A 22,426-nucleotide genomic window follows, 5' to 3' on the forward strand; every position below is an offset into this window, starting at 1 on the left:
GGTCAAGCCCCCCGCCCGACGACCACGCTGGCATTGGCGCCGCCGAAGCCAAAGGAGTTGCTCAAGACGCGGTCCACCCGGGCTTGGCGCTGGTGTGTGAGGTAGTCGAGGTGGATGCTGGGGTCAAGGTGCGTCACGTTCAAACCAGCGGGCATGAAGCCGTCGCGGATGGCCAGCAAGCTGATCACGATTTCGATGCCGCCCGCCGCGCCCAAGGTGTGGCCTGTTGAGGCTTTGGTGGAACTGCAAGGCACCTGATCGCCAAAAACCGCGTGCACGGCCCGGCCTTCGGCCGCGTCATTGCTGGGGGTGCCGGTGCCATGCAGGTTGACGTAGTCGACCTGATCGGGGCGCAGGCCAGCGGCAGCCAGCGCGTCGCGAATGGCGATCTGCGCGCTGCGGCCCTCGGGGTGTGGCGATGACATGTGGTGGGCGTCGCTCGACTCGCCCACGCCCAGCAGGCGCATCGAGCCGACGGGGCCCTCACGCTGCACCAGCGCCAGCCCAACCGCCTCGCCAATCGAGATGCCATCGCGGGCCTGGTCGTAGGGCCGACAAGGTTGATCGGAGGTCAGCTCCAGGGAGCGGAACCCGTACAGCGTGGTCAGGCAGAGCGAGTCCACGCCACCCACGATGGCCGCGTCGATCAGGCCAGCCTGGATCATGCGGGCCGCGTTGCCAAAGGCCTTGGCGCTGGACGCGCAGGCCGCCGACAACACCACCGACGGGCCGCGCAGGCCAAAGTGGTGACAGAGGAAGTCGGCCACCGAGTAGGCGTTGTGGGTCTCGGCGTAACGGAAGCTCGCGGGCAAGGCGCCGGTGGCGGGATCTCGCTGGCGATAGGCCAGTTCGGTCTGCAGGATGCCCGCGGTGCTGGTGCCCATGAAGACGCCGACACGGTCGGCGCCATGCTCTCGGATGGCGTCGACCACGGCTTGCTCAAAACCATCCTGCTGCAAGCCGAGCAGCGCGAGCCGGTTGTTGCGGCAGTCAAAGCGGCTCAGGTCCTCGCGCAGTTGCACGGCATCCAGGCCTTCGACCTCGCCGATCCAGGTGTCGATGTCCACGGTTTCGAAGTCGCAGGGCTTCAGGCCGCTGCGTCCCGCCTGCAAGGCGGCCGAGGTCGCGGCCAGGCCGTGGCCCAGGCAACTGGTCATGGTGAAATGGGTGATGGCGAGGGGAGACACGGGCAAGATCCAGGTGCGGCGAAACGGAGGCGACTTTAACCGAGCCGGGCCACCAACAACACATTCGCGAAAGGGGTGCCCTGACTCAGGGGAATCGGGGCATCAAGCTGGAATCCCAGCCTCAGCAGCGCCGCTTGCCAATCAGTCAGTGCCCGGCAGTACAGGCGCGGCAAACGGTGCCCCCGGATGAAGGTCACCACGTGATCGACCCAGTTGCTGATCTTGAAAGGCAAGCCCGCGGACGCATCGCCCACCCGCAGCAACAGCACGCCATTGGGTGCCAGCGCGTCGCGCACGCGGGTCAGCACAGCATCTTGCGCCGCCATGTCGATGTAATGCAGCACATCCAGGATCACGACCACATCGCAAGGTTCGAACGGCACATCGCAGATGTCGCACAGCGTGAGGCGGGGCAGCGGACGCAAGCCTCCCAGCGCGGCCTGGGCGCGGTCCACGTCCTTGGGCATCAGCTCCACGCCGTGGAAGTCCTGAATTCGCGCTGCGGCAGGCCAATGCTCGGGCCAGCCGGGAGCATCGGGAAACGGTCGAACCCGAATGGACTCCTCATATTGCCGACGCGCCGCCAGCAGCCAGGAAGCCAGCAGCCCTTGCCCGCAACCGAGGTCGAGCACGCGGGCGTGGTCGGGAATCAGACCTTGCGCCAGCAAGGCCTTGAAGGCGGGATCGCCGCTCAGCTTGCCGCGGGCAAACCGCCATGCAAACTGGCCTGCGGGCCGGTAGGGCTCACAGGCCCGGTCAAGCAATGCGGAAAGCAAGGTCTTGGTCGCCTTGGTGTCTGGGCTCAAGGTAAAACAGTCCTCATGAAAAAGCGGCATCCAGGGTCACGGGATGCAGGTTGCGGGCACGGCACGCCTCCAGCAATCGAGGCAAGACCTCAAGGATCACGGGCGTGCCTGCTGCCGTGCGTGCGGCGTGGCCATCATGCAGCAGCAACAGGTCACCGGGCGACAGGTCGTCGATCAACCTGCGTGCCACGTAGTCGGCATCGCTGCGCACGGCGTCAAAACCGCGCCGGGTCCAGCTGGCCAGGCGCAGGTCGAGCTTGTGCAACACGGGATCAAGGAAGACATTTCGCAGACCGGCAGGGGCGCGGAAGAAACAGGGCAGGCGCCCCACGGTGTCGGCAATGGCGTCCTGCCCACGGCGGATTTCCTGCTCGATGCGTTTGAGGCCCGACACCGAAAAGGTGTGCCGGTGCGCATGGCTGTGGTTCTCGATGCGGTGGCCGCGCCGGACGATTTCACGCGCCAGCTCGGGATGCTGCAACACGCGAACGCCGATGCAAAAGAAGGTGGCCTTGACCTGGAACGCGTCCAGCAGGTCGAGCACCTGGGGCGTGACTTCCGGCTCAGGCCCATCGTCGAAGGTCAGGGCGATTTCACGCCGGGCGATGGCGGTGGGCGGCAGGCGCAGGATGTTGGGGCCGAGCAAGCGGCTGGTGGGCCACAGGCCGAGTGCCGTGACCGCCGCGTGGTTGGCGGCGACGCTGGCCAGTGCCTGAGGCCACAGTTCGGGCATGGCGGCCACGGCCACGCCCGCCGCCGCGTGCACACCGACCGAAGCCTTCAGGACCCACGGCATGCGCCACGGTGCGGACGGGCCACGGGCAACTTGGGCGGCGCTCGGCGAAGAAGGCATCAGGCCGCCATCTTGAACAAGAGCGCGTGCGTGTCGACCGCCACGAGGCCAGGCGGCAGTTGCGCGCGCAGCGAGGGCGCATCGCGCAAGGCCTGGCCAACGATCTCGGACGCCAGTTGTTCGAGCTGCGCCACATTGGCCCGTGCACGCTCACGGAAACCGGCGTCGTCAAGCTGGTCGCGCAGGCCAGCATTGAGTTCTGCGAACCAGGGCAGGCTGGCCTGGTCGAGCATGCAAGGCGGGTTGTCATCGCGGCGCGGGCCGTCGCTGGGCTGGGCGGCGGCCAAGTCGGTGGCCTCGCCCCATTGGCGCAGCAAGGTCTGGATGCCGCTGTTCAATTCGCGGGCACGCATCAGCGGCGCGTGCAGCTCCATCAGCGCGGCGCGATCGGCCAGGCGGCCCTGGAAGAACAGCAGGCACAGCACCCCCCAGTAGTAGGTGTAGTCCCACAAGACCTTGGTGGGCATGACGCGGGGGCTGCCGAACAGGGCGTACTGGCCTTCGTACAGCGACAAGGTGCTTTGGTAGAAGGACTGCATCACTTCGCCGTAGAACAGGGCTGGCATGCGCAGGGACTCACCGGCCTGATCGTGCTGGATCAGCTTGGTGATGTAGGTGTTGGAGATGGCGATGAAGTCGGAACCCGGTGAATAGAAGGGGTCGAGGAACAGGCCGGCATCGCCCGTGATGGCCCAGCGTTCGGCCGAGAAGACCTGCTTGCAACCATGAGAAAAATCGCGGAAGAAAGCGAAGTCCATCAAGGTGTCGCGGTGGCTTTCCAGGACCTCGTGCACGCAGGGCTGGTGCTCGGCAATCCAGGCCATGGCCTTGTCAAAGGTGTTCATGCCCTCCAGCGGGTGCATGTCGGCGTCGGCCACGATGCCCACCGAGTGCGCGCCCGATGACAAAGGAATGAGCCAGAGCCAGTAGCCAGCGCCACACAGGTGGTTGGTGGACATCCAGCGCGCGGCCGGGTCGCAGCGCTGGCGCCACTCGGGATCCTCGGCCCAGTTGTCGATCTCCAGCCGCGTGTTCAGGCGGAACCACACGGCGTTGGCATGGTGGCCATTGTCCTCGGCCAGATCGAGCTTGCGCTTGAGCAAACTGGCGCGGCCACTGGCATCGACCACCCACTTGGCACGCAGGGCCTGGCGCTTCACGCCGCCTTCACCGTCCGGGCATTCGATCTCCACCTCGTGCCCCTGATCTTTGTCCAGCTCAATGCGCTTGACTGCGGCACCTTCCGTGACCTGAACGCCCTGCCGCGTGGCTTCGAGCGCGAGGTGGTTTTCAAAGATGCCCCGGTCGATCTGCCAGCTGGGGGTCGACAGGTAGCGGCTCGCCCCCAATTCGGTCACGCTGGACAGGTCGGCCTCGCCTTCGCTGAAAAAGAAGCGAAACCCGAATTTGCGCAGGTGCTCGCTGTCCAGGTGGTCTTTCAGGCCAAGGATTTCGGAGAAGTAATGGGCGCCGATCTCGACGCTGGATTCGCCGACCTTGTGCGCCGCCAGGGGCGCTGGGCCCAGGCGCCGTTCCAGGACCTGGATGTCCAGGTGGGGCATGGTCTGCTTGAGCTGCAAGGCCAGTGTCAGGCCTGACAGGCCGCCGCCCATGATCAGCACGTCGTGCGAGGTGTCGGCCATCTTCGATCCTTGTGGGGTTCGGCACCGGGATGGGCACCATTCGTGGCGTGAATTTTAACGCCTGGCGCCTTGATTCCGCCCCGTAAGGGTCACGATCAATGACTGAGCCGGTGACAACCTGAAACGGAGCTCGGCCGCCTGTGGCTGACCGTTCGCAGCCAGGGCCTGGGCCAAAGGCAAGCCGACCGCCATGGGACTGCGGGGCATCAAGGCCTCGATGTCGGGATCGCAGCAGCCTGGAGGGGCTTCGATCAGCCTTTGGGTGGGCCCGTCTTGCAAGCGCAGCAACAATGTCCTGGGGGCACCGCCGTCGGCAGGCACGCGCTGGACGGGCGCCAGCACCAGCGCCAGTCCCACCAGCGCGGTGCTTTGGGTGATGGGCACGAGTGGACTCGGCGCTGGCATGTCGTAGGCCACCAGCAGCACCGACGCTTGCTCGCACACCACCTGGGTCGCGGCCTCCAGCAGACCTTGGGCAAAGCTTTGTGGCCCTGCGGAAATCGCGGTGGAGGCCTGCCGGTTGCCGACACCGATGGTCCAGTAGCCCGACGCCGCGTTGTGCACCGAATGGTGAAACTTGGTGGGCGACAGATGCTCTGGCGATTCGGCCAGGGTGGCACACAGGTAGTCGGTGAGCGCCAGATCGCCATGCGCAGAGGTGAACACCGAGCGCATCTCACGCGCGTCAAGCTTGGCTTCGCGGCAGGCTTGTTCGGCCACCGCCAGGGCCAGCAGCACCGTGGCGGGCGCCCGGCGGCGCTCCGCAGCAGGAAGCAGCGTGGTCTGGGGCTTGGTGGATGCGCTTGGGGCGGCGCCATGGGCATGGCCGTGCCAACGCGCGCGTGCATCGTCCCAACTGCCCAGGCCCTCGGCCCACAGGCCCACGCCCAGCACGGCCAGGTCCAAGCTGACGGCGCTCATCGGGCAAACACCAGCGAACAATTGTTGCCACCAAAGCCGAAGGAATTGCTCATGGCGATCTGGATGGGCGCGTCCACGGTCTGGCCTTGCAGCATGCGCCCGAAGTGCTCGCCCAGACAGGGGTCGGGCTGCTGGCCATGCAAGGTGCCCGGCACCCAGCCTTCTTTCAAGGCCAGCAAGGTCAGCACCGACTCCAGCACGCCAGCGGCGCCGAGGGCATGGCCGGTCCAGCCTTTGGTCGAACTCGCCCGTGTGCTGGTGGGGAAGACGTCGGCCACCGCCCGCGCTTCGACCTCGTCGTTCTTGGGTGTGGCGGTGCCATGCAGGTTGATGTAGTCCACCTCAGCAGGCCCGATGGCGGCCCGCGCCAGGGCCTGCCACATGGCATCACGGGCGCCCAGCCCTTCGGGGTGCGGCGAGGACATGTGGTGCGCGTCGGATGACTCACCGTGACCGATCAATTGCAAAGGGGCGCCCTGCCCCGCCTGGGTCGATGCACGCGCCAGCAGGACGAAACCGCCAGCCTCCGCCAGGTTGATGCCATCGCGTTCAGCGTGGAAGGGGCGGCACAAGTGGCTGGACACGAGGCCCAGTGAATTGAAGCCGAACAGCACGCTGTTGCACAGGCTGTCCACGCCGCCCACCACTGCCGCGTCCACCAGCCCGCAGCGGATCAGGCGTTCGGCCTGGGCGAAGACCTTGGCGCTCGATGAACACGCGGTGGCCACCGTCATGCAAGGCCCTGTGGTACCCAACACCTGCGCCACGAAGGCCCCCAGGGCATGGGGCGAATGAACTTCGGCATGCGACAAGTCGGGCGGGAATTGGCCATCAGCGCTCAGCCGCGTGTAGGCCTCTTCACTGGCGCCGATGCTAGAGGTGCTGGTGCCCATGAGCACCGCCACGCGGCTCGGGCCATGGCGTGCGATGGCCGCGCGGGCTTCGTCCAAAAAACCGTCTTGCGTCAAGGCCAACCAGGCGAGCCGATGGTTGCGGCAATCCCAGGCAGACCAGTGGCCTGGCAAGGGCAAGTCTTCCAGGCCATTGACCCGGCCGATGAAGGTGGGCAGGGCTAAGCGGGTGAAGTCATTAGGGCGCAGCGCTGTGCGGCTGCCGCGCACCAATGCACCCAAGGCCGCCCGGCCCGGCCCGGCGCCACTGGTGGCGGTGAAGGCCAGCACCGCCAATGGCGGCATGGCTTCAGGGCGCGACTGGCTCATGGGAGCGTGCCTCGGTGCGTGGCAAGGGCAGCTTGTCCAGCATCTGGCGCCACAGCGCGATCCAGGCCGGCCAGTCGTGCCCACCCTCCACCGTGAACACCTTGTCCGCCGGCAGCGCTTCGGCCACGGCCTGGTGGCCCATGGCGAAGCGGTCGCTCAGGCCGTAGCCCCAGTACAAGCTTGGCGGAGCTTCAGGCACCTGGTGCCGCGCGCGCGACTTGAGCCACAACCACAAGCGCCGATCTATGTCGTCCTCGGGCAGCGATTGACCTTCAGCGGGCCACGATGGCAGGCCGCCCGCGCGCACCACGTCCGCACTGATGTTGCGCGGGCCCAGGTAGGGCGCCAAGGCCACCACACCCGTGATGTGGCCGGGATGAGTGGCGGTGTAGACCAGCGAACCCATGCCTCCGATGGAAATGCCCGCCAGCCAGATCTGTTCGTAGCCTTGGTGGCGGGCCACCTCGATCACGTCCTGCTGCAGGCGCTCCAGGATGGTCTGGCCGGTGTAATAGGCCACATGGGCATCGACCAACTGGATGTCCACGTTCAGGTGCCGCTCGCGCACGGCCGCCACAAAGCCCTGGTCGATGAAGTCGCGCGGCGTGTCGTAGGCACCGGGCAGCATCACCAGCAAGGCTGGTGCGCGGCGGGTGCCAGCGCTGTGGGGCACGGCAAAGTCGAAGGTCGAATCCATGGGCATTTTCGAAAAGGTTAGCAGAGGCGCCATGCGCTTCATTCGGCGCCTCAGACCTGATCGGCGGCGGCCCCGGGGACCGCGTGGTGCAGCACCGCCGAAAGCACCAAAGCCAGGATTGCGCCCGGGCCCACGGTGGCGCCAATGGCGTGCAGCACCGGCACCTGCGACCATGCCAGCATGCCAAAGCCCGCCACGGTGGACAGGTTGGCAAACAGCATGGACGACAAGATGGATGCGCTGGGTGTGCCACGGTGGGTGCGCTGGTCGAAGAACAAAGCGTAGTTGGAGCCGATGGCCACGATCAGCAGCAAGCCCACCAGGTGGAACAGCGTCAGCGGCGGGCCGGTGGCGACCAGTCCGCCAGTGACGATGATGACCGTGCACAGCAAGGGCGTGACCACGCGCAGCAGGCGCCGGGGTGAGCGCAGCACCACGCCCAACAGGATGACGATGGCGCCCGCGCCCAGCATTGACAGGAAGAGCACTTCGCTCAGGTAGTCGGAATACAGCTTCTCGGATTCGGCCTTCAGGTCGATGAAGTGCACCTCGCCCACCTTCACCGACGACTTGAGCAGGCTGCGGATGCGGGCCGCGTCCACCGGCTGCGTTGGCTGGCCGGTCGCGGCATCGTCACTCGGTAGGCGCAAGCCCACCAGCGCGGTCCACTGACCCGACTGACGCATCAGCAGCGAGTCGACGCCCAGGGACAGCGAGGAGCCCTGCAGGTCGTCGCGGGTGAGCAGAGGCAGGGCCTTGGCCTGGGCCGCGTCGACAAAGAAGCCCTCGAACTTCTCGGTCTTGAGCGGCAGGCCTTTGGCCGCTGCCATGAAGTGAGCGCGCAAGGTCTCGGTGTCGGGCAAGGCCGCCTGGCGCTGGCGCTGCATGGCCTGGCTGGGCAGGTAGCGCGCGGGGCTGTCGGTGCCCAGCAGCATGCCGCTGTCCACCAGGGGCGCCAGGGCCGCGCTGGCCTGCTCCGCACCTTGCAGCGCGGCTTCCATCGTGGGCGCGCGGATCACGCCCAGGTAGCGCACATCGGGGGCCCCCAGGTCAGCACGCAGGCGCATGTCCAAAGCCTGGGCCTCGGCCGTGATGGGGCTGAGCGAGGTCAGCTCGCGGCTCCAGAGGCGATCGCGGTGCGTCCACAACACGGCCACGGCGGCCACGAGCAGCACGGGTACCAGCCACCGCGCTGCTGGCGCTTTGGCGGTCAGCCACGTCAGGCGCCGGTCAAGCACGGGCGTGGGCCTGATCTTGAAACCTTCGGGGATCAGGTGGGGCAAGAGGTAGCGCGTCACCAGCGCCGCCGAGATCACGCCCACGATGGAGAACAAGCCCAGTTGCGCCAGACCCGGAAAGCCCGACGCCAGCATCGAGGCAAAGCCGATCACCGAGGTGAGCACGCCCAGGCTGATCGTGGGCCAGAAGCCCGCCACATCGCGGCCATCGTGCCGCGCGCCCGTCGTGGCTTGGGCGCCGCCCTGCACGAAGAGGTAGATCGCGTAATCAACCGCCTCGCCAATCAGCGTGATGCCGAAGCCCAGCGTGATGCCATGCACCATCCCGAATCCCCAGGACACCGCAGCGATGCCGGCCAGCGCACCCGTGATCATTGGCAGCAGGCCCAACAGCAAGGCGCGCAGCGATCGGTACACACTCAGCAGCAGCGCAATGATGATGGCGAAGCCGATGGAGGCCAGGCGCGTGGCCTCGGACTCGATGGTCTGGCGCGAGTCGGTGGCGAACACCGCCGGGCCCGACACCACCAGCCGCGTCTGCTTCAGGCCTTCGCGCTTTTGGGCCTCGCCAAACTGCTGGCGAATGGCGTCGATGGCGCGTTGCTGCGCGTCCAGGTCTGAACCCTCGGCCTGGGTTTGCGCCACCAGCACGGCGCGCTTCTGATCGGGCGACACCCACACGCCATCCACCGTGGCCCGCTCGCCGCCAGAGTCCATGGCCTCGACCAGGTGCACCAGCTCGGCGGTGGGGTCGCGCGTCAACAGGGGTTGCAGCATCAGTCCCGCCGATGAGCCCAGCAAGTCCAGGCTGTCTTGCAAGGCCAGGCGCAGGCCTTCGGGCTGGAAGCGCGCTGGCGTGACATCGGGGCTCATCAGGTAGCGGTAGCGCAGCAACAACTCCTGATCGCGTTGGGCCGCGACGGGCTCGCCGTTGTTGACCGAGGCAAAGGGCGCGACTTTGTCGCCCGGCAAGGCGGGCAGTTTGCGCAAAGCTGACGCCAGGCTCTTGGACAAACGCGCCAAGCCACTGGCCGCCTCGGGGCCGCGGTCATCGGTCTCCACACCGATCAGGATCAGACGCGAGGCGGGGCCTTCTTTGAGCTGATCGATCAGCACGGCCTGTTCGGGCGTGGGCTTGCTCGGCAGGAAGGCCGAGAGGTCGGCCGAATAGCGCGCGCGGATCACCGCGGTGATCAGCAGCGCCAGCAAAACCAGCCAGACGAGCGTGGCCAGCAGCCCCCGTGAACGGCGAGCCGTCATGGTCAATTGGCGGGGGGCTGAGGCGTGACCGTCATCACCGAGCGGTCACCATTGCTTTGCAGGATCTCGATGGTGTCGACCTGCTCGCCCTGCCCGCTCAAGCGGATCTGGCTGACCATCACCGCGGCCTTGGCATTCAAGGGCTTCAAGAGCAGGCGCCAGCGTTCACGCTTGCCCTCCAGCTCAAGCTGGTAGTTGCGGTCCAGGCCCGCGCGGTCACCGGCCAATGTGGCGCGGATGCTTTCCACAAAAGCGCCCACTTCAGGGTATGACTGCAAGGGGATGCTGCGCTTGCGGCCCTTGCGCTCCAGCAGCAAGGTGTCCTTGTCCAGCACCAATGATTCGGGCGTGGGCTTGAGCGTGCGTTTTTCAAGGCGATCGGGCGCCCGGTAGCTCAACTCGCCCGAAGACTCCAGCGGCGTCTCGAGCGAGCTGAGGTACTTCAGTTCGACGAAAGTCGCGCGGCTGGATTGGGTCTGGGCCTGCAGGCGCATCAGTGTGTCGATGTTCCATTCTTCGGCCGCGTGCACCGCACCGTGGCCCAGCGCCAAGCCAAGGCCACAGGCCAGGGCCACCAGGGCATGCCGACGGGCCAGGGCCCATCCGCGCATCGCATCAAGGGCGCGGCTGTCCAAGCTCATCCCAGAAATCATAGAAATTGAACCAGTTGTAAGGTGCCTGACGGCAGTAGTGCTCCAGCCTGCTCACGTACAGGTCGATGGTCTGCTCGACCGTCGGCGCACCGGGCTTGGAGAAGTCGGCGATGTGCTCAAAATGTATCTCATAGCGGTTGCCCCCACGGTATAGCCCCACAATCAAGATGACCGGGCGTTTGAGCATCGCCGCCAGCCTGAACGGCCCGATCGGGAACCCCGCCGGGGTGCCCAGCAGATTGACCTGCCGACCCGACTCACCACTCAGCATGCGGTCGCAGAGCATGCCCACCATCTCGCCACGCTCCAGGGCGTGCTTGACGCGCAGCATCGAGTCGACATTGCCCAAGGGGATGATGTTGTGCTGGATCGCCGGGTTGATGGCCGCCAGGATCTGGTTCAGTTTGACCGCGTTGTCCTCGTACATGACCATGGACACGTTCAGGTCGTCCTGGCTGTCGCTGCTGGCGCGCACCGCCTCAAAGCTGCCCAGATGAGCGCCGATCATGATGGCGCCCCGGCCTTCGGCCAGGATGTCATGGGCCACGTCATGCCCAAACAGTTGGGTGTCGAACAGGTCGAAGCGCCCGTTGAGCAGGTAGAAGCGATCCAGGATGGTGGACGCGAAACAGAACACATGGCGAAAGCCATCGACCCAGCCAGGCTCGCGGCCCAGCACACGGCGCAGGTAGGCGATCGAAGCGCGGCGGGCCTTGGGCACCGCCAACACGAAGTACCAGGTGATGGGGTACAGCAGCAGGCGCGCTACCGGACGCCCTAGCCGCTGAGCCACCCACACGATGAAGCGCAAGGCCAGCATGTTGCTGCGCTCGGATTGCTGCATCCACACCGCCGCCACCTCAGGCCTCGCCTTCAAGAGTGGCCGCCTGGAGGGTGACCGTGGCGGTGGCCGCCACGCGGGCCGCCGCGTCAACGCCCACCCGGACTTCGATGCCATAGCGCCCCGGCGCGGTGGTCTTGTAGCTCAGGCTCAGCGATTCGCCCGGGCGCACCGGCACCAGGAACTTGGCGACCCCCACCTGCATCGACACGGGCGACAGCCCTTCCGCAGTGGCCAGGGCCTGCACCGCCTCGTCCAGCAAGACCACACCCGGCACGATGGGGTGCCCCGGAAAGTGACCCGCAAAAGCAGGGTGATCCGGCGCGATGCGCAAGGGCAAAAGGATGGGCAAGGCAGTCATGGTGCGGAAGTCGAAGAAGTCGGGATGCCAGCGTTCAAGCGCTCGGCCAAAGCCAAAATGGCCGCGTGCGGCAGCTTGCCAGTGGCATTGCGCGGTAAGGCCTGGACGAAATGCAAGGGTCGCGGCATGAAGGCAGGATCGATGCGCTGGCGCAGCGCCGCCATCACCCGTGGCGCATCCAGCTCGGGCGCCACCACCAGCGCGGCCAGGCGCTTCACGCTGCCCTGACTGTCGGCCGCATCGGCCTCGGGCCACAAGAATGCGCCATCAACCACCCCGGGAATGGCATTGAGCTGCAGGTTCAGGTAAGCCAGCGAGGTCCGCTTGCCCGCGATGTTCACCATGTCCGCCGAGCGGCCATGCAGGATGAAGCGAACAGCCGAGGCATCGCCTTCGCACAACTCCAGCACATCGTTCAAGGCCAGCGGGGCCTCGACGTGCCCGCCGCTGACCCAGGTCTGCCCATCCCGTTCTGCCAACCGCAGGCCTTCAAAAGACAGCCACTCCAGCGACCGGGCACTGCGGCGCGTGGCCAGTTGGCCGGTCTCGGTGCTGCCATAGACTTCCAGCAGCACGCCGCCACAGCGGGCTTCAGCCTCCTGGGCCAGCTGGGTGGACAGGGGTGCGGTCGCCGACACGATCAACTCCACGATGGGCACTTCGGCGGACTCGGCCAGCCAGGTTCGCAAATGGAAGGGCGTGGTGACCAGCACCTTGGGCGACGGCAAGGCCGACAGCGTGGCCGAAATGTCGGCCGGGTAGAAAGGCCGTTCAGCCACCATCGCGGCACCGCTCTGCCAGGCCACCAGCACCGTCGACTCCAGGCCATACATGTGCTGCGGCGGCACGGTGCCCACCAGGCAATGGCCGGAGGCTGCCGACACCCCGAGGCGCCGGGCTTCGGCCTGCACATTGCGAACCAGCGCGCCCCAATGCTTGACGTGCTCGGTGGGCCGCCCGGTGGACCCGGAGGTGAACACGCAGGCAATGACCTGGGACGCTTGGATCGCTGGGATCACCACCGGCTCGCCATCCCGCGCCGAAGGTGATGCCCCCTCATCTGCGGGCAAGGAAAATAGGCAAAGGGGCAAATCCACGGCCACTGGAGGTGCTTCGCTCAGGCAATAAACCTGTGGATGGATCTCGCGCATCTGCCGCACCATCTCCGGGTTGTGCGAGGGCGGCAGCAGGCTGACCTGGCGCCGCAAGATGGCCGCGGCCAGGCCCACGGCGAAGTGGTAGCGGTCGGTGCAGGCGTTCAGCACATGCGAACGATCTGGCAACTGGGCCGCCACGTGGCTCACGTCCTGCAGGAAATCGCGCACGGTCAGCACCCGCCCCTGTCGATGGGCGAATACCGCGTCCGCTGAGGCATGACTCAACAGCGGAAAAGTCAGTGGCGTGCCGTGCGGGCTCATCTCAGCGCGAATCATGAGTGGTCGGATTGGGCTCGGCCACTGGCCAGCCTTTGCGAAACGCCTGCACGCTGTCCAGGATGGAGCTGTGCCGGATGTTTCGCAGCTTGTACCGGCGCACGGCGTACTCGACCACGAACATCAAACCGATCAGTGGGCTGTTGAGCAGGTTCGAAAACACGGACCAGGCTTCAAGAGAGACCGCCGCGTACAGAAAGGCCGACGCCAGGGCGATGCCCGCGAAAAACAGCGCCCAGGCCAGCGTGACCGCGCGCGTGAAGGACATCACCTCGGGCGGCATGTCACCTCGGCGCATGATTCGCGCAAAGCGCGTCACCAGGGGCTCGCGCCCGCTGGCCAAGGTGTGACCGAACACCCAGCAAAAGGCCAGGTTCGTGCCCACGTGCTGCAGCACGTACAGCAGGTTGAGGTCGCCCTGCCAACGCGGCAGCAGCCAGCAGAGCCCCACCACCACCGCGACCGTCAAACCACCACCCCAGGCCGACCCCCAGCGCCCGGCCACGGCCGAGAACAGCATGCCCATCAGCGGCAGAAAATACAGGTAAGGCGCCCACGGCGAGCGCTGCAGCGTGGCCACATGGCAAGCCACCAGGTAGGCGGCCAGCAGCGAAAGCGCGCCCAAAAAGCCCAGGACGGCCAGCCAGACAGGAGGCGCTGCGGGCGACGAGGACTTCATGGCGTCAGCCCGCGACCTCACTTGGTCCGATGGGCGCCGACGTGCTGCGCCAGGCTGCGCAAAGAGCCGAAGATCTGCACATTGCGCTCATCGTCGGAACGCAACTGGAAGCCGTATTTCTTGGACACCACCAGCGCGATCTCGAGGATGTCGATCGAATCGAGCCCCAAGCCTTCACCATAGATGGGCCCGGAGGGATCGACCTCGGCCACCGTGAACTCCAGGTTCAGCGACTGGATGATCAGTTCGGTCAGCTCCAGCTCCAGCGCGGAATCAACAGGGGCGCCTTGGGAGGCGGCCTGGGGAGTAACTTCGCCGTCAACGGACGGGTTCTGCGCGGAAATCTGCATGGAATTGTCTGAAAAACAAAAAGAAGCGCCGTCCACCGGCCAACCCGCACAGGGTGCGCTTCAGGGTCCGGATGGGGGGCGATTTACTGGGCGGGAGTGCCCCGAATGATAAGCGAGAACAGCTTTCACAAAGCCCCCCTTCATGGGCGGTCAGGTGCCAACTTGTCCACGGCATCCGTGATCAAACCGTCCAATCCTGCCGCCCACAACACCCGAACGCGTTCGGCATCATTCACGGTGTAGGTCAGCACCTTCAGGCCGACTGCATGGGCCTGCGCGATGTTTTCGGCGTTCAGGTGAGGATGGTGCCCCACCACCGCCACACAGGCCAGGCCCAGGGCCGCATCGAGCCAGCCCGGACGCAACTCTTCCAGCAACAGGGCGCGAGGCAGATCCGGTGCCGCATCCCGGGCCGCCCGCAGGGCATCCATGCTGAAAGAGCTCAGCAAAGGCCACACCGCCTGCCCAGCCCAAAGGCGATGCACCCATCGCGCCACGACCTCGCCCGTCTGTTCATCTTGTCCCGGTGATGGCTTGATCTCCAGATTCACCATCAACTGGTTGGCTTGCAGCCACCGTGCCAGGGTTTCCAACCTCAGCAGCGGCTCTCCCGCGAAAATCGAGCTGTGCCAACTCCCCGCATCCAGCCTGGACAATTCGTCCCAGCGTTGGGCAGCCGCCGCGCCGTGGCCTGAGGTGGTGCGCCCCAGATCGGCGTCGTGCAGCAAAAAAGGCTCGCCGTCCGCGCTGAGCTTCACATCGCACTCGAACATGCGAAATCCGTGTGAAGCCCCCAGGCGAAACGCCGCCAGGGTGTTTTCAGGGGCCAGCTTGCCGGCGCCACGGTGCGCGATCCAGCGGGGATAGGGCCACGGGGTCGACGGCACTTGATCGGGTGAATTCATAACACCACAGCATAGCCCTGCGGCGGTGCGCCAGCGCTCGGGAGATCACCTGCTGCGGTAACATCACCCCTCAGGCGCGAAAACCGTCCGCACCCTGCTTTTCGCACTCCTTGCCGCCGTTTTTTTACCCCGGCCGCGCCTGGCGCCTCGACATGAACGCACCGCTCCCGCTGACCCAAATTCCCAACAATGCTGCCGAGGCCCACGCCGACGGCGCACCGCGCTTGCGCGAAATTCCCTACAACTACACCTCGTTTTCCGACCGCGAAATCGTGCAGCGCCTGCTGGGCCTGCGCGCTTGGGAATTGCTGAGCCAGTTGCGCACCGAGCGCCAGACTGGCCGCTCCGCCCGCATGCTGTACGAGGTTCTGGGCGACATCTGGGTCGTGCAGCGCAACCCCTACCTGCAAGACGACCTGCTGGACAACCCCAAGCGCCGGGGCCAGTTGATCGACGCCCTGCGCCACCGCCTGAGCGAGATCGACAAGCGCCGCACGCCCTCCAGCAACCCGATCGACGCCAACCGCGACACCCTGGTGGGCGAGTTGCTGGTGGCCGCCCGCGCCTGCATCGACCGTTTCGCTTTGAACTTCAAGCACGTGTACGACCTGCGCCAACGCGCCCGCAAGACGCTGGGCAAAGTCACCGCGGGCGACAACATCAAGTTCGATGGCCTGAGCCGTGTCTCGCACGTGACCGACGCCACCGACTGGCGTGTTGAGTACCCCTTCGTCGTGCTGACGCCAGACACCGAAGAAGAAATGGCCGCCCTGGTCAAGGGCTGCGTCGAGCTTGACCTGACCATCATCCCGCGCGGAGGTGGCACCGGCTACACCGGCGGCGCCGTGCCTTTGACGTGGCGCAGCGCGGTCATCAACACCGAAAAGCTGGAGCAGATGACCGAGGTCGAGATGGTCAGCCTGCCCGGCGTGGACCACCCCGTGGCCACCGTCTGGACCGGCGCCGGTGTGGTGACCCAGCGCGTGGCCGATGCGGCCGAGCGCGCGGGCTTCGTCTTCGCGGTCGATCCGACATCGGCCGAAGCATCGTGCGTGGGCGGCAACATCGCCATGAACGCGGGGGGCAAAAAGGCCGTGCTGTGGGGCACCGCCCTGGACAACTTGGCCAGCTGGCGCATGGTCACGCCCGACGCCCAATGGCTGGAAGTCGTGCGCCTGAACCACAACCTGGGCAAGATCCACGACATCCCCATGGCCAGCTTCGAGCTGCGCTACTTCGAGGCCGACGGCAAGACGCCGATCCGCACCGAACGCCTGGACATCCCCGGCCGCACCTTCCGCAAGGAAGGCCTGGGCAAAGACGTCACCGACAAGTTCCTCGCGGGCTTGCCGGGCATCCAGAAGGAAGGCTGCGATGGCCTGATCACCAGCGCGCGCTGGGTCGTGCACCGCATGCCCAAGCACGTGCGCACGGTGTGCCTGGAGTTCTTCGGCAACCCTAAGGACGCTGTGCCCTCGATCGTCGAGATCAAGGACTTCATGTTCACCGAGATGGCCCAGCCTGGCGGCGCCATCCTGGCCGGCCTTGAACATTTGGACGACCGCTACCTGCGCGCCGTCGGCTACGCCACCAAGAGCAAGCGTGGCGTGCTGCCCAAGATGGTCCTGATCGGCGACATCGTGGGCGACGACGAAAACCGCGTCGCGCTGGCCACCAGCCAGGTCATCCGCTTTGCCAATGGCCGCAGTGGCGAAGGCTTCGTGGCCGTGAGCGCGGATGCCCGCAAAAAGTTCTGGGCCGACCGCAAGCGCACCGCCGCCATCGCCAAGCACACCAACGCCTTCAAGGTGAACGAAGACGTGGTGATCCCGCTGCCGCGCATGGGCGAGTACACCCTGGGCATCGAGCGCATCAACATTGAGTTGAGCCTGCGCAACAAGCTGCAACTGCTGGATCGCCTCAAGGCCTTCATGTCCAACGGCCACCTGCCTTTGGGCAAGGTCGAGGACACCAGCGAGCTGCCCAGCCCTGAGCAACTGGAAGAGCGCGTGCAGCGCGCCCTGGCCCTGCTGGACGAAACACACGCCAAGTGGCAGTTCCTGCACGAGCGCATTGATGCCCCTTTGGCCGAGGTCGGTGATCAACTGGCCGCCCTGGGCTACGAACAGCACCGCAACGGCATCTACGCCCCGCAAGACGGTGACACGGTGTTCAACCTGCTGCAGACCTGGTCGATCCGCGTGAGCTGGAAGCGCGAGTTGCGCGACGAGTTCGCCAAGATCTTCAGCGGCTCGGCGATGGAGCCCATCCTGGCCGAGGCCAAGCGCATCCACAAAGAAGTGCTGCGCGGTCGCGTGTGGGCCGCCCTGCACATGCACGCCGGCGACGGCAATGTGCACACCAACCTGCCGGTCAACAGCGACAACTACGAGATGTTGCAGACGGCGCACGAAGCCGTGGCCCGCATCATGAAGCTGGCGCGTTCGCTGGACGGCGTGATCTCGGGTGAACACGGCATCGGCATCACCAAGCTCGAATTCATGAGCGATGCCGAACTGGCCGATTTCACCGCCTACAAGGCCAAGGTCGACCCGCATGGCCGCTTCAACAAGGGCAAGCTGCTGCGCGGCGCCGCCTTGAAGGGCCTGGGTGACGACGTGCACAACGCCGACCTGAGCGAGGCCTACACGCCCAGCTTCGGCCTGATGGGGCACGAGTCCCTGATCATGCAGCAGTCGGACATCGGCGAGATCGCCACCTCTGTGAAGGACTGCCTGCGCTGCGGTAAGTGCAAGCCGGTGTGCGCCACCCACGTGCCGCGCGCCAACCTGCTCTACAGCCCGCGCAACAAGATCCTGGCCACCTCGCTGCTGGTCGAGGCCTTCCTGTACGAAGAGCAAACGCGCCGGGGCGTGTCTATCAAGCACTGGGAAGAGTTCGAGGACGTGGCCGACCACTGCACGGTCTGCCACAAGTGCCTGTCGCCCTGCCCGGTCAACATCGACTTCGGCGACGTGTCGATGAACATGCGCAACCTGCTGCGCAAGATGGGCAAGAAGAGCTTCAGGCCCGGCAATGCCGCGGCCATGTTCATGCTCAACGCCACCAACCCCGAGACCATCAAGCTGGCCCGCTCGGCCATGGTGGGCGTGGGCATGAAGGCGCAGCGCATCGCCCACGACGTGATGAAGGTGGTGGCGCGCAAGCAAACCAGCGCTCCGCCAGCGTCGGTCGGCTCGGCGCCGATCAAAGAGCAGATCATCCACTTCATCAACAAGAAGTTGCCCGGTGGCCTGCCCAAGAAAACCGCGCGAGCCTTGCTCGACATCGAGGACAAGGACTACGTCCCCATCATCCGCAACCCCAAGCAGGCGGCGGACACCGAGGCGGTCTTCTACTTCCCGGGCTGCGGCTCCGAGCGCTTGTTCTCGCAAGTGGGCCTGGCCACGCAGGCCATGCTGTGGCATGCAGGTGTTCAGACCGTGCTGCCACCGGGCTACCTGTGCTGCGGTTACCCGCAACGCGGATCCGGCCAGTTCGACAAGGCCGAGAAGATGATCACCGACAACCGGGTGCTGTTCCACCGCGTGGCCAACACGCTGAACTACCTGGACATCAAGACGGTGGTGGTGAGCTGCGGCACCTGCTACGACCAGCTGCAGGGCTACCAGTTCGACAAGATCTTCCCTGGCTGCCGCATCATCGACATCCACGAGTACCTGCTGGAAAAGGGCATCACCCTGGCTGGCAAAAACTCGTACCTGTACCACGACCCCTGCCACAGCCCCATGAAGCTGCAAGAGCCGATGAAGACGGTCAAGGCGCTGGTGGGCGACAACGTGATCGAATCCAAACGCTGCTGCGGTGAATCAGGCACCTTGGGTGTCACACGCCCCGACATCTCCACGCAGATCCGCTTCCGCAAGGAAGAAGAGATCCTCAAGGGCGAGGCGCAGTTGCGCGCCGAGGGCAAGGTGGGCGCCAAGGAAAACGTCAAGATCCTGACCTCGTGCCCCAGCTGCCTGCAAGGCCTGAGCCGCTACGAAGACGACCTGCAGAACGGCCTGCTTGAGGCCGACTACATCGTGGTCGAGATGGCGCGCCAGATTCTGGGCGAGAACTGGATGCCCGACTACGTCAAGCGCGCCAACGAGGGCGGCATCGAACGCGTGCTGGTCTGACATGGGCCAGCTGGATACCACCCGCAAAGCCAGCTGCGAGCTGTGCCTGACCGACGGGGGATTCCTCGTCGTGCGCAATGCGAGGCTTCGGGTGATCCGTGTGCTGGATGTGGACTACCCCGGCTTTTACCGCCTGATCTGGAACGACCACGCTGCCGAGTTCACCGACTTGCCAACGGTCGATCGCGTCTACCTGATGGAAGCCTTGGCCAAAGTGGAATCCCTGGTGCGCGAGCACCTGCACCCCACCAAGGTGAACTTGGCCAGCTTGGGCAATGTGGTGCCCCACCTGCATTGGCATGTCATCGCGCGCTTTGCCGATGACAAACACTTTCCTCAGCCCATCTGGGGATCGGCGCAACGCGAGGTGGCTTCAAGCCATTGGGACGGCATGCGCGCCGAATTGAAGGCGCTGGACATCGCCATCCAGGCCGCGCTGAACTGAACAGCCGGAACGCCCTGGCTCACTTGCGAACGTGATTCAGCTCGGTGGGAAAGGGGTGGTTCAAGGCCACGGCCAAGGCCTCGTATTGCGATGCCACGGCGGGTTGATCCTGCTGGCGGAAATACACCGCCAGATCGTAAGCAGCCTGGTCATTGCCCAGCACGGCAGCGTATTGCAGCCACCCCAGCGTCAACCGCTCGTCCTTGGCCGCGCCGCGTTCACCGCGCTGATGCGCCTGCGACATGCGCATGGCCGCCACATGATCACCCAATGCAGCCCGGTGGATGTCTTGCGCCAACTCGGGCTTTGACTCGGCCAACGCGAAAGCACGGCGGTACAGGCGAACATCGGTGCGGGCCAGCACGGCCTCGGGTTTGGCGGCCTGGTCTTTCAAGCGGCGCGCCGTGGCGGCCCCTGCAGCCAATGGATAGCGTTCCAGGTAGTTGGTGGCCAGTTGGGTGATGTCTGCGGGCCAGGTGGCCTCGACCAGCGCCTGGCTCAAAGCCTGCTCAGAATCGCCGGGCTGGAACGTGGTGGCAGCCATCACCTGGCTGCACCACAACACCAAACCCACCGCACTCATCGAGATTATCTTGACCATGCCGCACCTCATCGCCATCGCATGGCTCCCAGTGTTGCAGGACACCCTGTAAGCAGGGGTGAAGCAAGCGGCACTAATGCCGCATTCGGTCAGCCGATGAAAACTTCGATCAGCTTTTTGCCAATCGAAACTGGCTGACCACCTCGGTCAAGGTGTGCGATTGCGACTTCAGGCTTTCTGCAGCCGCGGCCGACTGTTCGACCAAAGCGGCGTTCTGCTGCGTCATCTGGTCAAGTTGCGTGACCGCCGAGCTGACCTGCATGATGCCTTGCGACTCCTGCTCGGCCGCCAGGGTGATTTCGCCAATGATTTGCGTGACCCGCTGAACACCTTCGACGATGTCGTGCATGGACTTGCCCGCCTCGCCCACCAGCCGCGCACCGGTTTCAACCCGCTCGGACGAGGCGCTGATCAGCGTCTTGATCTCACGCGCAGCGCCTGCACTGCGTTGCGCCAGGGAACGAACCTCGGTGGCCACGACCGCGAAGCCACGGCCTTGCTCGCCTGCCCGCGCGGCTTCCACCGCAGCGTTCAAGGCCAGGATGTTGGTCTGAAAGGCAATGCCATCGATCACGCTGATGATCTCGTTGATCTTGCGCGAGGCGGTGTCGATCTCGGCCATGTTGGACACGACCTGGGACATGACTTCGCCACCACGACGCGCAGAGTCTGCCGCCGCGTTGGCCAATGAATCCGCCGAGCGGGCCGATTCCGCCGTGTGGCGCACCGTGCCGGTCAACTGCGCCATGGATGACGCCGTCTCTTGCAAGCTGGATGCCGTGTTCTCGGTGCGCTGGCTCAAATCCTGGTTGCCGGCCGCGATTTCGCTGGACGCCGTGCCAATGGAGTTGGCCGCCAGACGCACCGTGTTGATCGAGCTCGACAGCTGAGTCACCATGCGCCCCAAGGCCTGCAGCAACTGACCAATCTCATCGTCGTTGCGGCTTTCCAGCACCAGGTCAAAGTGCCCTTCGGCCACTTCGTCGGCGGCCTTCACGGCCATTTGCAGGTCACGGACCACCCGGCCCTGGCTGGTCCACGCGACCACCAAGGAACACAGTCCAGCCAGACCTGCCACCACGGCGATGCCGATCTGGGTGGCGCGGGACTTGGCCTCCAACGCCTCGACTTCGCCTTCTGCGTATTTCTGCACCCGCATCGTCAATGAGGACATCTGCTCGGCCGACTTCTTGAAGTAGCCATCGGCCGTTTGCAGGGCCGCCACGCCAGTGTTGGGGTCCATGGTGGACAGGTCGATGGCGTTGTCGGCCGCCTTGACGTAGTCCGTCAGGGACTGCTCGAACGCCTTGGTCGATTCCGCATCCAACTCGCCGGCCTTGAAACTGTCGGCCACCGCCTTTTGAATGGCCGCCACCGCGACGGGCAGGGCCTGCCGACGCTGTTTGACGTCGTCCTCGCTGAGCGAGGCAATCAAGGCAATCGTGCGATACAAGGAGACGTGGACATCGGAGAGCTTGCCCGCCACACCCACGATGGCCAATTGCTGCTGCAGGCTGCCGTCGTGCGTGCGTTGACTGGTCTGGCGGTCGTTGGACAGCACCCACACAAAGCCCAGCAAAGCCAGGAACAAGACGACGCTGGCCAGGACGGGCCCCGCCATCAGTTTGGTACGCAGTTTCATACTAGATTCCTGCGCCCAACTCAGACGCTGAGTGAAGGAAGGCGCAGTTATTTATAGATGCCGCCGCAAACCACGGTGTCTTCGAGCTTCTCGCAATACATGCTCTTGGGCTCGATCTTTTTGGTTTCGGGGTTGGTGAACTTGTAGTCCTGCCAGAAGGTGGCATTGGTCTTGGCCATGTCCACGCGCTCTTTCACGAAGGCCTTGCCGTCGATGTCTTTCAACTCGATCAGGTTCTTGCCGATCATCTTGGCATTAGCGCCGTGCGCCTTCACCGTGCCGTCCAGCGCATACACCGTGAGGTAAAGGTCCTGGTGGTGAAACTCGGCATTGGCTTTGTCGCTGATGTCAGCGTAGGCCTTGTCCTTGCCGGCCGACTTGACGTAGGCCACGCCCTTCTTGACCATGGCCACCGCATCATCCTTGTTGGCGCCACCTTCAGCGGCCTGGACGCTGAACGCCCCCACCGAAAGAGCCAGAGACAACATCAGCGCGAGTTTGGTTTTCATGTCAGTTTCCAATCAGTTTTGAAGGGTGAGACGAAATTCA

Annotated in this window: 20 protein-coding genes; 2 read left to right on the plus strand and 18 right to left on the minus strand. The window is 65.3% G+C overall.

The annotated features are described in order from the left end of the window. Positions 1 to 2: 2 nt before the first annotated feature. From PSV38_RS04080 to ugpQ, 15 genes are all read right to left on the minus strand, one after another. Positions 3 to 1,187, minus strand: coding sequence for a beta-ketoacyl-[acyl-carrier-protein] synthase family protein (locus PSV38_RS04080; protein ID WP_300545146.1), 1,185 nt, complete (start codon positions 1,185 to 1,187; stop codon positions 3 to 5). 35 nt (positions 1,188 to 1,222) lie between these two features. Beyond that, positions 1,223 to 1,993, minus strand: a complete 771-nt coding sequence (locus PSV38_RS04085) for a class I SAM-dependent methyltransferase (protein WP_300545149.1) — start codon at positions 1,991 to 1,993, stop codon at positions 1,223 to 1,225. Between the two features lie 13 nt (positions 1,994 to 2,006). Further along, a complete protein-coding gene (locus tag PSV38_RS04090) occupies positions 2,007 to 2,846 on the minus strand; it encodes a polysaccharide deacetylase family protein (protein WP_300545151.1) in 840 nt (279 codons plus the stop codon). Continuing rightward, positions 2,846 to 4,489 carry an NAD(P)/FAD-dependent oxidoreductase gene (locus PSV38_RS04095; RefSeq protein ID WP_300545153.1) on the minus strand — a complete coding sequence of 548 codons (1,644 nt, stop codon included), beginning with the start codon at positions 4,487 to 4,489 and terminating at the stop codon, positions 2,846 to 2,848. Before PSV38_RS04095 ends, PSV38_RS04090 begins: the two co-directional genes overlap by 1 nt. 54 nt (positions 4,490 to 4,543) lie before the next feature. Continuing rightward, positions 4,544 to 5,410 carry a beta-ketoacyl synthase chain length factor gene (locus tag PSV38_RS04100; protein ID WP_300545155.1) on the minus strand — a complete coding sequence of 289 codons (867 nt, stop codon included), beginning with the start codon at positions 5,408 to 5,410 and terminating at the stop codon, positions 4,544 to 4,546. After that, positions 5,407 to 6,630, minus strand: coding sequence for a beta-ketoacyl-[acyl-carrier-protein] synthase family protein (locus tag PSV38_RS04105; protein ID WP_300545158.1), 1,224 nt, complete (start codon positions 6,628 to 6,630; stop codon positions 5,407 to 5,409). The genes PSV38_RS04100 and PSV38_RS04105 overlap by 4 nt, the downstream gene beginning before the upstream one ends. Next, positions 6,611 to 7,327: an alpha/beta hydrolase gene (locus PSV38_RS04110; RefSeq protein ID WP_300545160.1), complete on the minus strand. Its 717-nt coding sequence runs from the start codon at positions 7,325 to 7,327 to the stop codon at positions 6,611 to 6,613. Before PSV38_RS04110 ends, PSV38_RS04105 begins: the two co-directional genes overlap by 20 nt. A 50-nt stretch (positions 7,328 to 7,377) precedes the next feature. After that, the gene (locus tag PSV38_RS04115; RefSeq protein WP_300545163.1) at positions 7,378 to 9,825 is read right to left on the minus strand and encodes an MMPL family transporter; all 2,448 of its coding nucleotides are present in this window, start codon (positions 9,823 to 9,825) and stop codon (positions 7,378 to 7,380) included. A gap of 2 nt (positions 9,826 to 9,827) precedes the next feature. Continuing rightward, on the minus strand, positions 9,828 to 10,466 hold the full coding sequence (locus PSV38_RS04120; RefSeq protein WP_300545166.1) for a LolA-related protein: 639 nt from the start codon (positions 10,464 to 10,466) through the stop codon (positions 9,828 to 9,830). Further along, positions 10,441 to 11,355: an acyl-CoA synthetase gene (locus tag PSV38_RS04125; protein WP_300545169.1), complete on the minus strand. Its 915-nt coding sequence runs from the start codon at positions 11,353 to 11,355 to the stop codon at positions 10,441 to 10,443. Before PSV38_RS04125 ends, PSV38_RS04120 begins: the two co-directional genes overlap by 26 nt. After that, on the minus strand, positions 11,339 to 11,680 hold the full coding sequence (locus PSV38_RS04130; protein WP_300545171.1) for a 3-hydroxyacyl-ACP dehydratase: 342 nt from the start codon (positions 11,678 to 11,680) through the stop codon (positions 11,339 to 11,341). The genes PSV38_RS04125 and PSV38_RS04130 overlap by 17 nt, the downstream gene beginning before the upstream one ends. Continuing rightward, positions 11,677 to 13,113: an AMP-binding protein gene (locus tag PSV38_RS04135; RefSeq protein ID WP_300545173.1), complete on the minus strand. Its 1,437-nt coding sequence runs from the start codon at positions 13,111 to 13,113 to the stop codon at positions 11,677 to 11,679. Before PSV38_RS04135 ends, PSV38_RS04130 begins: the two co-directional genes overlap by 4 nt. Continuing rightward, complete coding sequence (locus PSV38_RS04140) at positions 13,100 to 13,792, minus strand: hypothetical protein (RefSeq protein ID WP_300545175.1); 693 nt, start codon at positions 13,790 to 13,792, stop codon at positions 13,100 to 13,102. The genes PSV38_RS04135 and PSV38_RS04140 overlap by 14 nt, the downstream gene beginning before the upstream one ends. A gap of 17 nt (positions 13,793 to 13,809) precedes the next feature. Continuing rightward, positions 13,810 to 14,142, minus strand: coding sequence for a phosphopantetheine-binding protein (locus PSV38_RS04145; RefSeq protein WP_300545178.1), 333 nt, complete (start codon positions 14,140 to 14,142; stop codon positions 13,810 to 13,812). 140 nt (positions 14,143 to 14,282) lie between these two features. Further along, entirely contained in the window at positions 14,283 to 15,047 is a 765-nt protein-coding gene (gene ugpQ, locus PSV38_RS04150; protein WP_300545180.1) for a glycerophosphodiester phosphodiesterase, read from the minus strand. Positions 15,048 to 15,199: 152 nt separating this feature from the next. Here ugpQ and PSV38_RS04155 point away from each other — a divergent pair, with 152 nt between their 5' ends. Together PSV38_RS04155 and PSV38_RS04160 are read left to right on the plus strand one after the other, a co-directional pair. Beyond that, positions 15,200 to 19,189, plus strand: a complete 3,990-nt coding sequence (locus tag PSV38_RS04155) for an FAD/FMN-binding oxidoreductase (protein WP_300545182.1) — start codon at positions 15,200 to 15,202, stop codon at positions 19,187 to 19,189. A 1-nt stretch (position 19,190) separates the two neighbouring features. Continuing rightward, positions 19,191 to 19,634: an HIT family protein gene (locus PSV38_RS04160; protein ID WP_300545184.1), complete on the plus strand. Its 444-nt coding sequence runs from the start codon at positions 19,191 to 19,193 to the stop codon at positions 19,632 to 19,634. A gap of 19 nt (positions 19,635 to 19,653) precedes the next feature. Here PSV38_RS04160 and PSV38_RS04165 read toward each other — a convergent pair whose 3' ends face one another. From PSV38_RS04165 to PSV38_RS04175, 3 genes are all read right to left on the minus strand, one after another. Then, positions 19,654 to 20,235: a hypothetical protein gene (locus tag PSV38_RS04165; protein ID WP_300545187.1), complete on the minus strand. Its 582-nt coding sequence runs from the start codon at positions 20,233 to 20,235 to the stop codon at positions 19,654 to 19,656. Between the two features lie 109 nt (positions 20,236 to 20,344). Continuing rightward, positions 20,345 to 21,877 (minus strand): methyl-accepting chemotaxis protein, encoded by a 1,533-nt coding sequence (locus tag PSV38_RS04170; RefSeq protein ID WP_300545189.1) that lies wholly within the window; start codon positions 21,875 to 21,877, stop codon positions 20,345 to 20,347. A 47-nt stretch (positions 21,878 to 21,924) separates the two neighbouring features. Then, positions 21,925 to 22,386: a cache domain-containing protein gene (locus tag PSV38_RS04175; protein WP_300545192.1), complete on the minus strand. Its 462-nt coding sequence runs from the start codon at positions 22,384 to 22,386 to the stop codon at positions 21,925 to 21,927. Between the last annotated feature and the right edge of the window lie 40 nt (positions 22,387 to 22,426).

The sequence above is a fragment of the Aquabacterium sp. genome (genome assembly GCF_029946005.1).
In the GTDB taxonomy this organism is placed as follows: Bacteria; Pseudomonadota; Gammaproteobacteria; order Burkholderiales; family Burkholderiaceae_C; genus Aquabacterium.

Excerpts from the sequence above, each read along its gene's own strand:
- PSV38_RS04145 (WP_300545178.1), bottom strand. The coding sequence starts at position 14,142 with ATGCAGATTTCCGCGCAGAACCCGTCCGTTGACGGCGAAGTTACTCCC.
- ugpQ (WP_300545180.1), bottom strand. The coding sequence starts at position 15,047 with ATGAATTCACCCGATCAAGTGCCGTCGACCCCGTGGCCCTATCCCCGC.
- PSV38_RS04135 (WP_300545173.1), bottom strand. The coding sequence starts at position 13,113 with ATGATTCGCGCTGAGATGAGCCCGCACGGCACGCCACTGACTTTTCCG.
- PSV38_RS04100 (WP_300545155.1), bottom strand. The coding sequence starts at position 5,410 with ATGAGCGCCGTCAGCTTGGACCTGGCCGTGCTGGGCGTGGGCCTGTGG.
- PSV38_RS04090 (WP_300545151.1), bottom strand. The coding sequence starts at position 2,846 with ATGCCTTCTTCGCCGAGCGCCGCCCAAGTTGCCCGTGGCCCGTCCGCA.
- PSV38_RS04155 (WP_300545182.1), top strand. The coding sequence starts at position 15,200 with ATGAACGCACCGCTCCCGCTGACCCAAATTCCCAACAATGCTGCCGAG.
- PSV38_RS04170 (WP_300545189.1), bottom strand. The coding sequence starts at position 21,877 with ATGAAACTGCGTACCAAACTGATGGCGGGGCCCGTCCTGGCCAGCGTC.
- PSV38_RS04110 (WP_300545160.1), bottom strand. The coding sequence starts at position 7,327 with ATGGATTCGACCTTCGACTTTGCCGTGCCCCACAGCGCTGGCACCCGC.
- PSV38_RS04165 (WP_300545187.1), bottom strand. The coding sequence starts at position 20,235 with ATGGTCAAGATAATCTCGATGAGTGCGGTGGGTTTGGTGTTGTGGTGC.
- PSV38_RS04160 (WP_300545184.1), top strand. The coding sequence starts at position 19,191 with ATGGGCCAGCTGGATACCACCCGCAAAGCCAGCTGCGAGCTGTGCCTG.
- PSV38_RS04175 (WP_300545192.1), bottom strand. The coding sequence starts at position 22,386 with ATGAAAACCAAACTCGCGCTGATGTTGTCTCTGGCTCTTTCGGTGGGG.
- PSV38_RS04095 (WP_300545153.1), bottom strand. The coding sequence starts at position 4,489 with ATGGCCGACACCTCGCACGACGTGCTGATCATGGGCGGCGGCCTGTCA.
- PSV38_RS04105 (WP_300545158.1), bottom strand. The coding sequence starts at position 6,630 with ATGAGCCAGTCGCGCCCTGAAGCCATGCCGCCATTGGCGGTGCTGGCC.
- PSV38_RS04130 (WP_300545171.1), bottom strand. The coding sequence starts at position 11,680 with ATGACTGCCTTGCCCATCCTTTTGCCCTTGCGCATCGCGCCGGATCAC.
- PSV38_RS04120 (WP_300545166.1), bottom strand. The coding sequence starts at position 10,466 with ATGAGCTTGGACAGCCGCGCCCTTGATGCGATGCGCGGATGGGCCCTG.
- PSV38_RS04115 (WP_300545163.1), bottom strand. The coding sequence starts at position 9,825 with ATGACGGCTCGCCGTTCACGGGGGCTGCTGGCCACGCTCGTCTGGCTG.
- PSV38_RS04140 (WP_300545175.1), bottom strand. The coding sequence starts at position 13,792 with ATGAAGTCCTCGTCGCCCGCAGCGCCTCCTGTCTGGCTGGCCGTCCTG.